Origin of the sequence: Streptomyces sp. NPDC055243, assembly GCF_044544025.1 — a bacterium.
GTDB lineage: Bacteria > Actinomycetota > Actinomycetes > Streptomycetales > Streptomycetaceae > Streptomyces.
In genome coordinates, this window is record NZ_JBITWR010000007.1 from 330375 (window position 1) to 343403 (window position 13029).

12 protein-coding genes are annotated in these 13029 nt (G+C 70.8%); 4 read left to right on the top strand and 8 right to left on the bottom strand.

The window, feature by feature from the left end; translation table 11 throughout:
• The first annotated feature begins 45 nt into the window (after nt 1-45).
• The gene (locus ACIGXX_RS22455) at nt 46-273 is read left to right on the top strand and encodes a CarD family transcriptional regulator (RefSeq protein WP_351161959.1); all 228 of its coding nucleotides are present in this window, start codon (nt 46-48) and stop codon (nt 271-273) included.
• A gap of 134 nt (nt 274-407) precedes the next feature.
• Here ACIGXX_RS22455 and ACIGXX_RS22460 read toward each other — a convergent pair whose 3' ends face one another.
• The 7 genes from ACIGXX_RS22460 to ACIGXX_RS22490 form a co-directional block, all read right to left on the bottom strand.
• Complete coding sequence (locus tag ACIGXX_RS22460; RefSeq protein ID WP_361463798.1) at nt 408-1634, bottom strand: TerD family protein; 1227 nt, start codon at nt 1632-1634, stop codon at nt 408-410.
• A gap of 127 nt (nt 1635-1761) precedes the next feature.
• Complete coding sequence (locus ACIGXX_RS22465) at nt 1762-2751, bottom strand: zinc-dependent alcohol dehydrogenase family protein (RefSeq protein WP_399978036.1); 990 nt, start codon at nt 2749-2751, stop codon at nt 1762-1764.
• Nucleotides 2748-3617 (bottom strand): carbohydrate ABC transporter permease, encoded by an 870-nt coding sequence (locus ACIGXX_RS22470; RefSeq protein WP_399978039.1) that lies wholly within the window; start codon nt 3615-3617, stop codon nt 2748-2750. The genes ACIGXX_RS22465 and ACIGXX_RS22470 overlap by 4 nt, the downstream gene beginning before the upstream one ends.
• Nucleotides 3614-4567, bottom strand: coding sequence for a sugar ABC transporter permease (locus ACIGXX_RS22475; protein WP_366463973.1), 954 nt, complete (start codon nt 4565-4567; stop codon nt 3614-3616). Before ACIGXX_RS22475 ends, ACIGXX_RS22470 begins: the two co-directional genes overlap by 4 nt.
• Nucleotides 4564-5931, bottom strand: coding sequence for a sugar ABC transporter substrate-binding protein (locus ACIGXX_RS22480; RefSeq protein WP_351161951.1), 1368 nt, complete (start codon nt 5929-5931; stop codon nt 4564-4566). The genes ACIGXX_RS22475 and ACIGXX_RS22480 overlap by 4 nt, the downstream gene beginning before the upstream one ends.
• A 165-nt stretch (nt 5932-6096) precedes the next feature.
• The gene (locus tag ACIGXX_RS22485; protein ID WP_351161949.1) at nt 6097-6867 is read right to left on the bottom strand and encodes a DeoR/GlpR family DNA-binding transcription regulator; all 771 of its coding nucleotides are present in this window, start codon (nt 6865-6867) and stop codon (nt 6097-6099) included.
• Between the two features lie 260 nt (nt 6868-7127).
• On the bottom strand, nt 7128-7937 hold the full coding sequence (locus ACIGXX_RS22490) for an NAD(P)-dependent oxidoreductase (RefSeq protein ID WP_361463521.1): 810 nt from the start codon (nt 7935-7937) through the stop codon (nt 7128-7130).
• A gap of 283 nt (nt 7938-8220) precedes the next feature.
• On the opposite strand from ACIGXX_RS22490, the gene ACIGXX_RS22495 reads away from it, so the two are divergent.
• From ACIGXX_RS22495 to ACIGXX_RS22505, 3 genes are all read left to right on the top strand, one after another.
• Nucleotides 8221-9174 (top strand): 5-dehydro-4-deoxyglucarate dehydratase, encoded by a 954-nt coding sequence (locus ACIGXX_RS22495; protein ID WP_351161945.1) that lies wholly within the window; start codon nt 8221-8223, stop codon nt 9172-9174.
• Entirely contained in the window at nt 9171-10337 is a 1167-nt protein-coding gene (locus ACIGXX_RS22500; RefSeq protein ID WP_399978047.1) for a hypothetical protein, read from the top strand. The genes ACIGXX_RS22495 and ACIGXX_RS22500 overlap by 4 nt, the downstream gene beginning before the upstream one ends.
• A gap of 111 nt (nt 10338-10448) precedes the next feature.
• On the top strand, nt 10449-11798 hold the full coding sequence (locus ACIGXX_RS22505; protein ID WP_399978050.1) for a S28 family serine protease: 1350 nt from the start codon (nt 10449-10451) through the stop codon (nt 11796-11798).
• On the opposite strand, the gene ACIGXX_RS22510 is transcribed toward ACIGXX_RS22505, so the two are convergent.
• A complete protein-coding gene (locus ACIGXX_RS22510; protein ID WP_399978054.1) occupies nt 11773-12981 on the bottom strand; it encodes an MFS transporter in 1209 nt (402 codons plus the stop codon). The genes ACIGXX_RS22505 and ACIGXX_RS22510 overlap by 26 nt on opposite strands.
• Between the last annotated feature and the right edge of the window lie 48 nt (nt 12982-13029).

Here is a 13029-nt window from a genome sequence, read left to right on the forward strand (position 1 = left end):
CTCGGAGCATGGTGCGTCGGGGTCCGGAGGGCGCATACTCGGAACATGACGAGGCCCCCCGGTACCCGACGCCACCTGCCGAACAGCCCTTTTAACGTTCCGCCGCCGCCCGCACCGCCCATCGAGCAGTTCGCCGTGGGCGATCGGGTCTCTCACGACCAGTACGGACTCGGACGGATCGTCGGAGTCGAAGGCGAGGATGCGGTGGTCATCGACTTCGCAGGCCGCCAGGGAAGGTTCCTGAGCCCCTACGCGAAGCTGGCCAAGCTCTGACCTGACGTACGCCTGCGGGCGCGTCTGCAAGCACGACAAGGGGCGGTCGGCGGGAAGGTCCAACCCTTCCCCACCGACCGCCCCTGCATGTCCCCACGCGCTGCGCGCGGGCCCCGAGGGCGCCCGCGCGGCGGCTACAGCGCCTGCGCCGCGGGCTTCACCATGCCGCGCACGGTCCGTGACTTCACGAAGTCACCCATGCCGGTCATTTCCCACTCTCCGGTGAACTGCTTGATCAGCTTGGCCATCATCACGCCCGTCTGCGCCTCGGCGTTCGTGAGGTCGAAGCGGACCAGCTCCTCGCCCGTCGCCGCGTCCAGCAGGCGGCAATAAGCCTTGGCGACGGCCGTGAACTTCTGGCCCGAGAACGAGTTCACCGTGAAGACCAGGCCCGTGACCTCCTGCGGCAGACGGCCCAGGTCCACGACGATCACCTCGTCGTCACCGCCGCCCTCGCCCGTGAGGTTGTCGCCGGAGTGCTTGATCGCGCCGTTCACGATCGACAGCTTGCCGAAGTAGCAGCTGTCCACGTGGTTGCGCTGCGGGCCGTACGCGATGACGGAGGCGTCCAGGTCGATGTCCTTGCCGCCGTACGCCGGCTCCCAGCCGAGGCCCATCTTGACCTGCGAGAGCAGCGGCTTGCCGCCCTTGACCAGGGACACGGTCTGGTTCTTCTGGAGGCTGACCCGGCCCTTGTCCAGGTTGATCTTCCCGGCGCCGAGCACGGGGGCCGGGGGCGCCGGGGGAGCGGCGGGCGCCGCCGGGGCGGCGAGACGGGGGTCGGCGGCCGGGGGCGCCATCGGGGCGGCAGGGGCCGGGGCTGCGGGCGCGGCGGCGGCCGGAGCGGCCGGAGCGGCCGGGGCGGCGGGCTCCTCGACCGAGACACCGAAGTCCGTCGCGATGCCGGCCAGGCCGTTCGAGTACCCCTGGCCGACGGCGCGGGCCTTCCACGCGCCGTTGCGCAGATAGACCTCGACGATCACCAGGGCGGTCTCGCCGCCGAGCTGCGGGGGCGTGAACGTGGCGAGCACGGAACCGTCGTCCGCGTTGCGGATGGTGGCGGTGGGCTCGACGCCCTGGAAGGTCTGGCCCGCCGCGTCCGGGCTTGCGGTGACGACGATCTTCTCGATGCCTGCGGGCACGGCGGTGGTGTCCACCGTGATCTTGTCGGGGGTCGTGCCGCCACCCGACGTGTAGGTCACGCCGGGGCCCGCGGGCTGGTTGAAGAAGATGAAGTCGTCGTCGGAGCGCACCTTGCCGTCGGCGGTGAGCAGCAGGCCCGATACGTCGAGCCGCACCGGTGCGGCGACGTCCACCGCCACGCGGGTGGCGGTGAGGGGGATGTTCGAGCCGGGTGTCATAGCGGTCATGTCCGGGGTAACGAACGTCCCGGCTTTGCCGTTCCCTTACCTGCGGAAGTTTTCACTCCCGCGCTCCCGGAACGCCGGACGGGCCGCCTCCCGGCCGGTCCGGCGTCCGGAACTGCTGCTACGGAACCACCACGATCTTGCGGCCCATACCGGAGGCGAACCGCTCCAGCGCCTGCGGGTAGGAGTCCAGCGGCATCCGGTCGCTGATGAACACATCGGGGTCCAGCACGCCCGCGGCGAACAGCTCCGCCGCCCGCTCGTAGCTGTGCAGCACCGCCATCGACCCGGTGATGGTGATCTCCTGGTTGTAGATGCGGTACGGGTCGATGCTGACCCGTGTCGCGTAGTCGGCCACCCCGAACTGAAGGAACGTCCCGGCCTTGGCGACCCGCCCGAGGCCGTCCTGGATCGCGTTCGCGTTGCCGGTGGCGTCGACCACGATGTCCCAGCCCTGCGGCCGGTCCAGTTCGTCGGCGCCCGCGGCCGAGCCCGATACGCCCAGCTGCCGCGCCGTGGCGAGGCGGTCCGGGTTGAGGTCCACGACGTCCACGCTCGCCGCGCCCGTCCGCTTGGCGAGCTCCAGCATCATCAGGCCCATCGTCCCGGAGCCGTAGATCAGGACATGGGCGCCCAGCCGGGCCCGGAGCACGTCGTAGCCGCGCACCGCGCACGACAGCGGCTCGATGAGGGCCGCGTCCTGGGTGCGTACGTTCTCGGGGAGCCGCACACAGTTGGCGACGGGCGCGACGGCGTACTGGGCGGCTCCGCCCGCGGTGGTGACGCCGATCGCGGCCCAGCGCTCGCAGAGGTTGTTGTGGCCGGTGCGACAGTAGCGACACTCGTAGCAGTAGAGCGAGGGGTCGACGGCGACCCGGTCGCCGACCGCGAGCTCCGTGACCTCGCGGCCGAGCCCCACCACCTCCCCGGCGAACTCGTGCCCCGGCACCACCGGCAGCGTGGGCGCGAACTCGCCCTGCAGGATGTGCAGATCGGTCCCGCACAGTCCGCACGCGGCGACCTCGACGACGACGTCGCGCGGCCCCGGGGCGGGGTCGGGCACCTCGCCGACGACGGCCTTGCCGACGGACTCGATGATGGCGGCCTTCACTTGACGGCTCCCAACGACAGGCCCTGGACCAGCTTGTCCTGGGCGGCGAACCCCGCGGCGAGCACCGGCAGGGAGATCACGAGGGACGCGGCGCACACCTTCGCCAGGAACAGGCCCTGGCTGGTGATGAAGCCGGTCAGGAACACGGGCGCGGTCTGGGCGACGACGCCCGTGAGCACCCGCGCGAAGAGGAGCTCGTTCCAGCTGAAGATGAAGCAGATCAGGGACGTCGCCGCGATCCCCGGCAGCGCGATGGGGGCCACCACGCGCGTGAGGATGGTGGGCAGGCGCGCCCCGTCGATCTGCGCGGCCTCGATGATCGCGACCGGCACCTCGGCGAGGAAGGACTGCATCATCCACACCGCGATCGGCAGGTTCATCGACGTGTAGAGGATGACGAGCAGCCAGATGTTGTCGAGCATCTCGGTGTTCTTGGCGAAGAGATAGATCGGCAGCAGGCCCGCCACGACCGGCAGCATCTTCGTCGACAGGAAGAAGAACAGGACGTCCGTCCACTTCTTCACCGGCCTGATGGACAGGGCGTACGCGGCGGGCAGCGCGAGGAGCAGCACAAGGAGCGTCGACGCGACCGACGCCACGGTCGAGTTGATGAGCGAGGGCCAGGGGCTCGCGCCGCCGCCCGAGCCGAAGAAGTCGCGGTAGCCGTCCAGGGTGAGCGAGGCGGCGAGCGAGGGCGGATTGGTGGCCGCGTCCTCCTCCGAGTGGAAGGAGGTCAGCGTCATCCAGGCGATGGGCAGGAAGAACAGGATTCCGGCCAGCCAGGCGGCCAGGCCGAGGCCCGCGGAACCCCGGATGCGAAAGCGGCTCCCGGGCTGTGTACCTACACGCGTCACGGCAGTGATCATGCGCGGGACGCCTCCTCACGGAACAGGGACGAGACGACCCGCAGCGCGAAGGTCGCGATGATGATGGAACCGATGACGACGAGGACGCCGGCGGCGGAGGCCAGGCCGTTCTCGTGCGCCTGATAGAAGCTCTGGTAGACGGTGTAGGGCAGGTTGGCGGTGCCCAGGCCGCCCGAGGTGATCGTGAAGACGGCGTCGAAGTTCTGCACGATGTAGATCGAGCCGAGCAGTGCGCCCAGCTCCAGGTAGCGGCGCAGATGCGGCAGCGTGAGGTAGCGGAACACCTGCCAGTTGCCCGCGCCGTCCATGCGGGCCGCCTCGATGAGTTCGCTGTCGCGGCTCTGCAGCCCGGCGAGCAGGATCAGCATCATGAAGGGCGTCCACTGCCAGATCAGGGAGGCCTCGATGGCGATCAGCGGGGTGTTGGAGACCCAGTCGGGCTGGGCGGCGCCGTCACCGCCCACCCAGTGCAGCAGCCCGTTGAACAGGCCGTACTCGGGGTTGTAGAGCACGTGCTTCCACAGTAGGGCCGCGGCCACCGGGACCAGCAGGAACGGCGCGATGAGCAACGTGCGCACCATGCCCCGGCCCCGGAACCTCCGGTCCAGGAGCAGGGCGAGCCCGAGGCCGATGACAAGGCTCGCGATCACCACGGTGGCCGTGAGCACGATGGTCGTCAGGACGGACTTGCGCAGGTCCGCGTCGGTCAGGACCTCGGAGTAGTTGTCGAACCCGGCGAAGCTGCGGGCGTCGGGGTAGAGGGCGTTCCAGTCGAAGAAGGAGATCACCAGCGTGGCCACGAACGGCAGCTGGGTCACCACGACCATGAAGATCAGGGCGGGCAGGAGCGGGGCCCTGGTGGCCCAGGCGCGCAGCCGTCCCGGTGTCCGTGCTCCGGGCACGCGCGCGGGAGCGGGCGCGACGGTGGGGGTACTCGCGGTGGCGGTCATCGTCCCTCGTACTCCTCGGCGATCTTGTCGGCGAGCTTCTGCGACTTCTTGAGGGCCGACTCGACGGACTGACGCCCGGCGATGGCCGCGCTGATCTCCTGGGAGACCCTCGTGCCGAGATCGGTGAACTCGGGTATGCCGACGAACTGGATGCCGGGCGCGGGCCGGGGCTGCACGCCCGGGTCGCGCGGCCGTGCGCCCTCGATGGCGTCGTGGGTGACGTCCTGGAAGGCGGCGGCCTCCTTGCGGTACGCCGGGTTGTCGTACGTCGACGCGCGCTTGCCCGCGGGGACGTTGGACCAGCCGATCTTCTCGCCGACCAGCTGCTCGTACTCCTTGCTGGACGCCCAGGAGACGAACTTCCAGGCCTTGTCCGGGTTGCGCGAGGCCTTCTGAAGGCCCCAGGCCCAGGTGTAGAGCCACCCGGAGCTCTCGGTCTTCTCCACGGGCGCCGGTACGTAGCCGATCTTGCCCTTGACCGGCGACTTGGCGGACTCCAGCGAACCGGCGGCGGCCGTGGCGTCGTACCACATGGCGGTCTTGCCCTGGGTGAGGTTGTTCAGGCACTCGGCATAGCCGGACTGGGCGGCTCCGGACTCGCCGTGCTTGCGAACGAGGTCTACGTAGAAGCGAGTTGCCTTCTCGAACTCGGGGGAGTCGAGGCGGGCCTTCCACCCCTTGTCGAACCACGTCCCTCCGAAGGTGTTCACCACGGTCGTCAGGGGCGCGATCAACTCGCCCCAGCCCGGCAGGCCGCGCAGGCAGATGCCCTTCATCCCGGGCTCGGCGCCGTCCACGTCGGCCGCGAGCCTGGCCACCTGCTGCCAGGTGGGGTGCTCGGGCATGGTGAGACCGGCCTTCTTGAACACGTCCTTCCGGTACATCAGGAAGGACGACTCTCCGTAGAAGGGCTGTCCGTAGAGCTTGCCGTCGTCGCCGGTGAGCGACTGGCGCATGGAGGGCAGGATGTCCTTCTCGTCGTACGCCTTGTCCTTGCGGGTGTACGAGCCGAGCTCGTGCAGCCAGTCGTTCTTGGCGTAGATCGGGATCTCGTAGTTGCTGAGCGTGGCGACGTCGTACTGGCCCGCCTGGTTGGCGAAGTCCTGGCTGATCTTGTCGCGGACGTCGTTCTCGGGCAGCACGGTGAAGTTCACCTTGATGCCCGTCTCCTTGGTGAAGTGGGCGGCGGTGAGCTTCTGCAGCTCGACCATCTGCGGGTTGTTCACCATCAGTACGTTGATGGAGTCGCCGCCTGAGCCGGCCCCGCCCGCCCCGGCCCAGCAGCCGGAGAGCAGCGGGGCAAGCAGCGTCCCTGCGGCTGCCGCGGCGAGTGCGCGCGGCCTCCGTCGGCTCTGGGTTCGCATGAATGCTCCTGGACGTATGGGGACCAAAGGGAGGTGTGGGGGTGCGTCGAGGGTGAATTCGGGCGTGCGGGATCACGGGAGGTGCCGAGCGGGTGATGAGGGGTGATGAGGGATGAGGTGAGGGGTGAGCGGGGGAGGACGGGTCAGGGAGGGCGAGCGAGGGTGTCAGACGCGGATGACCTGCGGGCCCTGGAGCGAGTAGCGGTGTGCCTCGGACGCGGGCAGCTGTGTGCTGGTGACGATCGCCTCCAGCTCGCCGACATGCCCGAACCGGCAGAAGCTGGTCGCCCCGAACTTGGTGTGCACGCCCGTGAACACGGTGCGCCGTGACGCGCGGATGGCCTGCGCCTTCACCTCGCTGACCGCGGGGTCGGGCGTGGTCAGGCCGTGCTCGCGGGAGATGCCGTTGGCCCCGATGTAGGCGAGGTCGATCACGAAGCCGGCCAGCATGCGCGTGGTCCAGTGGTCGACGGTCGCCAGGGTGCCGGGGCGGACGCGGCCGCCGAGGAGGAGGACGGACATGTTGTCGGCCTCGGCGAGGGCGCCGGCGGTGGCCAGGGACGCGGTGACGACGGTCAGGGGGCGGCCCTTGGCCGCTTCGGGCAGGGCCTCGGCGATGAGCTGCGGGGTGAAGCCCTCGTCGACGAAGACCGTTTCGGCGTCGCCGAGGAGATCGGCGGCGGCGGTGGCGATCCTTCGCTTCTCCGGGACGTGCATGGTGGTGCGGAACGCGAGGGTCGTCTCGAAGCCCGCGCTCTCCACGGGGTAGGCGCCGCCGTGGGTGCGGCGGACCAGGCCGTGGTCCTCCAGGGCGCGCAGGTCACGGCGGACGGTTTCCTTGGCGACGCCCAGTTGGCTGGCGAGTGCGGTGACGTCCACGGAGCCGGATGTCCGCGCTGCCCGGACGATTTCCCGCTGGCGTTCCTCCGCGGTCATGACCGCCCCTTCCCTCGCTGTGCCCGTTCGGGCCCTGGGGAAAAGTTCTACAGCGGGGGGCGGTGTGTGAACAGGCTCGAAACCGGGGCGATGATGCCCGCATCTGCCCGGTTGGCAGGGCTACGGCCTGTGCGGCGGGCGAGGGCGGTGCCCGTTCGGGGGCAAGGGCTGCCCGTTCGGTGCCCGTATGCGGACCGGGGCGGCTCGGCGCACCCCGCCGGACGGCTGGATTCAGCCCGTCCGGCCGGTCGGGGGCGTCCTCAGTACGGCCACACCGGGGGGTTGGTGCAGAAGTGGCCCCCGATGTTCGCGTGGTCCGGGTTGGCGGGGTCCAGTTCTCCCTGGTCCGCGACCAGCTTCTCCGCGTACTGCTCGGAGTCGTCCTGCGGCTCGTACCCGAGCGCGCGCGCCGACGAGAGGTCCCACCACAGCCGGGTGTTCGCGGACGAGCCGTAGACCACCGCGTGCCCCACCTCGGGAGCGGTCAGCGCCGCGTGGAAGAGCCGGGCGCCGTCCCCGGGGCTCATCCAGACCGACAGCATCCGCACGCTCGACGGCTCGAGGAAGCACGAGCCGATCCGCACCGAGACCGTCTCGATCCCGTGCTTGTCCCAGTAGAGCTGGGCGAGGTCCTCGCCGAAGGACTTCGACAGGCCGTAGAACGTGTCGGGGCGGCGCGGGGTGTTCACCGGGATCAGCGGATCGTCGCCGACGGGCCGCGGCGTGAACCCCACGGCGTGGTTGGACGACGCGAAGACGATCCGGCCGATGCCCTCCTCGCGCGCCGCCTCGTAGAGGTTGTACGTCCCCTCGATGTTGGCCCGCAGGATCTTGTCGAAGGTGGACTCCAGGGAGATGCCCGCGAGATGGATGACCGCGTCGACGCCCCGCACGGCCTCCCGCAGCGCCTTCTTGTCGGCGAGGTCCGCCGTGATCGCGTCCGGCTCGCCCTCGATGGGCCGTACGTCGAGCAGCCGCAGTTCGTAGCCGTAGGCCGGAAGCAGCCCGCGCATCAAGGTGCCGAGGCCGCCTGCGGCGCCGGTGAGCAGGACGGTGCGGGGAGCGGGCATGAGGGGGTCTCCTCGGATCAGGGGCTGCTCAGCGGCTGCGTTCGCGTGTACGCGCATCCGTATGTACGCGCATTCGCGTGTACGTACAGCATTCACATCTGTGGACACGCTAAGGAGCAGTGCCTCGTCGCGTCAAGTGTCGTACGGAGGCGGGGAATCCGCTCCTGAAATCACGGTTCTCTTGGCGACCTTGCTGCTTGACCAGGGCTCAGGAGGCGGATTAGCGTGGGTGCGTTCAGAAATATGGACGTGGATCAGAAACGTGCACGCTAAGGGAGAGCCCGTGACGTCAGCACCCCTCGCCGCTCGACTCGACATCCCCAGCGGGCCACTGTTCTTCCCGGTCACCGCCTACGGCCCGGACGGCTCCATCGACCTCGACGTCTTCCGCGCGCACGTGCGCGCGGGCGTCGACGCGGGCGCGGCGGCCGTCTTCGCCTGCTGCGGCACCGGTGAGTTCCACGCCCTGACGCCCGAGGAGTTCGGGGTGTGCGTACGCGCCGCCGTCGAGGAGTCGGCCGGGCGGGTGCCGGTGGTCGCGGGCGCCGGGTACGGCACCGCGCTCGCCGTGCGGTACGCGCGGATCGCCGAGGAGGCGGGCGCCGACGGGCTGCTCGCGATGCCGCCCTACCTCGTCGTCGCAGGGCAGGAGGGGCTGCTCGGGCACTACGCCGAACTGGCCGCGGCGACCTCGCTGGACGTCATCGTCTACCAGCGCGACAACGCCGTGTTCACCCCGGAGACGGTGGTCGAACTCGCCCGCACCGAGGGGATCATCGGCTTCAAGGACGGCCTCGGCGACATGGACCTGATGCAGCGCGTCGTCAGCGCCGTGCGCGCCGAGGTCCCGGAGGAGTTCCTCTACTTCAACGGCCTGCCCACCGCCGAGCTGACCGGGCTCGCCTACCGCGGCATCGGCGTGACGCTCTACTCGTCGGCGGTCTTCTGCTTCGCGCCCGACATCGCGCTCGCCTTCCACCGCGCCTTCAATGCTGGGACCGCCGAGGGTGACGCCACCGTGAACCGGCTCATCGACGGGTTCTATCGCCCCTTCGTGGAGCTGCGCAGCGAGGGCCGGGGGTACGCGGTCTCCCTCGTCAAGGCGGGCGTACGCCTGGCCGGGCTCGACGTCGGCGGGGTGCGGACGCCGCTGCACGAACCCGCCGACGAACACATCAAGCGCCTGGCCGAGCTGACCGAGCGCGGGCGCGCCCTGCTGCGGGAGGAGAGCGCGTGAGGACCTCCGCCTTCCTGTACCCCTGGGACGTCGTCGGCGACCCCGGGGCGCCCGCCCGCATCGCCGGCCTCGGCGTCCAGCAGGTCACCCTCGCCTCCGCCTACCACTCCACGCGCGCGCTGACCCCCCGCCACCCCCGCCACCGCATCGTCACCGCCGAGCACGCGGCGGTCCTGTACGAGCCCGGTGACCGGTGGAAGGGGCGCGAGCTGCGGCCGTACGCGGCAGGCGGCTGGGCCCCGGGCGACGCCTACGGAGAGGCCGCCGCCGCGCTGGCGGGCGCCGGGCTCGACGTGCACACCTGGGTGGTCCTCGCGCACAACTCCCGTATGGGCGCCGAGCATCCGGACACCTCCGTCGTCAACGCCTACGGAGACCGCTACCCCTGGGCGCCCTGCATCGCGCGGCCCGCCACGCGCGCGTACCTCGTCGACCTCGCGGCGGAGGCCGCCGTGCGCCCCGGCGCAGGCGGCACCGAACTGGAGTCCCTCGGCTGGTACGGCCTCGCGCATCTGCACGCCCACGACAAGATCGCGGGAGTGCCGCTCGGGGAGGCCGGGCAGTACCTGATGTCGCTGTGCTTCTGCGCGGACTGCCGGGCGGGGTACGCCCAACAGGGGCTCGCCCCCGATGAGTTGGCGGCCGGAGTCCGCCGCGCCCTGGAGCCCGTGTGGCGCGGCGCCGAGCCCTCCGGCGGCTGGGAAGCGGTGGAGAAGCTCCTGGGCGCCGAGACGGCGGCCGCCACGCGCGCGTGGCGCGAGGAAACCGCCCGCACCCTCCAGGAGGCGGCGATCACGGCGGTACGCGCCGCGGCCCCGGACGGCTTCCAGGTGCTGCTGCACGCCGACCCGGTGGCCTATCACTGCGGGGCGAACGCGGGCGTCGACCCGGCACACATCCTCTCCGTGGCGGACGGCGTGGTCGTGCCCTGCACGGGCGGCGCCCAGGCCCTGACGCCCTTCGCCGCGCACCGCGCACCCCGCACCACCCTGGCCGCGAACCTCACCGTCGTCTCCGGCATGGGCGGCAGCCCGGCCACCCTCGCGGCCGACGCCGCGCACGCGGCCACGCTGGGCGCGAACGAACTGCGGCTCTACCACGCCGGGCTGGCGTCCGACACGGATCTCGCACACGTGACCAAGGCCCTGACGTACCTCGAATAGCCCCGCGCGCCCCTCGAACAGCCCCTCGCGCACCCTGAACATCCCCTGTCGCAGCCCAAGTGGAAGCGGTTACCATCCGCGCACCACGCAACGCGACGACGAGGAGACAAGGTGCGCAACAAGGGGATATCCGCGCTGCTCTGTGCCGGATTCATGGCAGGCGCGGCCGTGCTCGGCGGGGCCGTACCCGCGGCCGCGCAGGGTGACGAGAGACCGGCGGCGGACGCCAAGGCCGACATCCGGGCGCAGTTGGAGAAGATCCCCGGCATGAAGGTCGTCTCCGTGGCCGACCGGGAGGGCCACCCCTTCTACACGCTCACCTACGCCCAGCCCGTCGACCACGACAACCCCGGCGCCGGCACGTTCACCCAGCGCGCCACGCTCTGGCACAAGGCCACGGACAAGCCGACCGTCCTCTACACCGGCGGCTACACCCTGGCGTCCAACACCACCGCCCTCACCAAACTCATCGACGCCAACCAAGTGAGCGTCGAACACCGCTACTTCGAGCAGTCGCGCCCCTTCGGCCCCGCGGCAGCGGACTGGTCCAAGCTCACCGTCCAGCAGGAGGCCGCCGACGAGCACCGCCTCACCCAGGCGCTTCGCGGCATCGAGCAGGGCAAGTGGCTGGGCACGGGCGCCAGCAAGGGCGGCATGACGGCGACGTACCACGAGCGGTTCTACCCCGGCGACCTGGACGCGGTCGTCGCGTTCGTGGCCCCGAACGACGCGAACAACAAGGACGACAGCGGCTACGAGCGGTTCTTCAGGACGGTCGGCACGGCCGAGTGCCGCACCGCGCTCGACGCCGTGCAGCGCGAGATGCTGCTGCGCCGCGAGACGCTGCTCCCCAAGTTCGAGGCGGACGCCAAGGCCGCCGGTGACACCTTCGAGGAGACGCTCGGCACCACCGACCGCGCCTACGAGTTCGCCGTGCTCGACCAGGTGTGGAACTTCTGGCAGAGCGGCACCGCCGACGACTGCCCGACCGTGCCCGACGCCAAGAAGGCAGGCGACGACGAGCTGTACTCCTGGTCGAAGAAGCACGGCCTCAGCGTCTACCAGGACGAGACCCTCGGCACGAACGGCACGGGCCCCTACTACCGGCAGGCCGCGACCCAACTCGGCTGGGCCGACCTCAAGTTCAAGCATCTCAGGGACGTCCGCAACTACCCCGACATCTATCAGCCCAACTCGGTCCTTCCCGAGGCGATGCGCGGCTCGTACGACAACAGGACCATCGCCGACGTCGACCGCTGGGTGAAGACCCGCGGCCAGCGGATGATGTTCATCTACGGCGAGAACGACCCGTGGAGCGCGGAGAAGTTCACCCCGAGCCGCCATGACTCCCACCGCTACGAGGTCCCCGGCTCGAACCACGGCGCCTCCATCGCCAAACTGCCCGCGGCCCAGCAGGCGGAGGCCGTCGCGACCATCAAGCGCTGGGCCGACGTGAAGTAGCCGCCGTCAGAGGGGCCTTGAGCAGGGGTGCGGCGATCAGCAGTCGTGCCCCCGCGAGGGCCGGCAGCAGGACGCGGTGGTCGACCGTCTCCACGAGGGCCGCGCCCAGGGCGATGCCCAGCGCCGTCGGGGTGTACATCAGGGTGTTCGCGGTCGCCGCCGCGCGGCCCAGCAGGGCCCGCGGTGTCGCGCGCTGCACCGCCGTCATGGCCGCGATCAGCACGCAGGGCAGCCCCAGGCCGTTGGCGAGGCTGCCCGCGAGGGCCGTCGCGTCGTACGGCAGCGCGTGCAGGGCCGCGGCGAGTGCGGTGAGCGCGATGCCCGCCCCGCCGAACCCGCGCCCTCCGAAGCGCCGCATCAGCGCACCCGAAGCGACGCCGACCGCGACCGATCCGGCGCCCTGCGCGACGTACAGCACGCCTGTGTAGGTGGGCGAGTGGCCCAGGCCCTCCACGACCGCGTAGACGGCCGCCCCGCTGATCCCCGAGGTCAGCATGGTCAGACCGCCCGCGAGGACGAGAGGGCGCAGCTCGGGGTGGCGCCACAAGCAGCGGGCTCCTTCGGCGGTTTGGGCGCGCCAGCCCGACGTGCCGCGCACGGGAGTGTTCTCGTGCACCCGCAGGAGCGTGAACATTCCGGCCGCGAGTACGAAGGTGGCGGCGTCCAGGAGCGCCACCTGGGCGCCCCCGTACGCGGCGAAGAGGCCCGCTCCGGCGAGCGGCGCGACGAGCTTCACGCCCTCGTTCGCCGACATCCGCAGGCCGTTGAAGTCCCCCGTCAGGTCCTTGCCGACGGCCGCCGTCACCAGAGCCGCCTCCGCCGCGTCGGTGACGGCGCCGCACGCCCCGTACAGGAGGAGCACCGCGTAGAGGATCCACAGGGTGCCCGTGGAGTCGACGAACAGGAGGGTGGTCAGCAGGGCGCCCAGCGTGAGGTTCGTGCCGATGAGCAGGGGTCTGCGGCGGGTGCGGTCGGCGAGCGTGCCCAGGAGGGGGCCGATCAGCGCGGGGGCCCAGAGGGCGAAGGCGCAGAGGGCGGCCAGGCCGTCCGAGCCGGTCAGTTCCTTCACCCAGATCCCGCAGACCAGCCACATCGCGGAGCTCCCGAAGCCGGACACCACCACCGCGCCCAGACAGAGGCTCGCGTCGCGGTTGCGCAGGATCCGCGTGATCGTCGATGTCATGGCAGGTGATGGTGGTTCTAAGGCCCCCGGGCAGGCATAGGTCGAGTG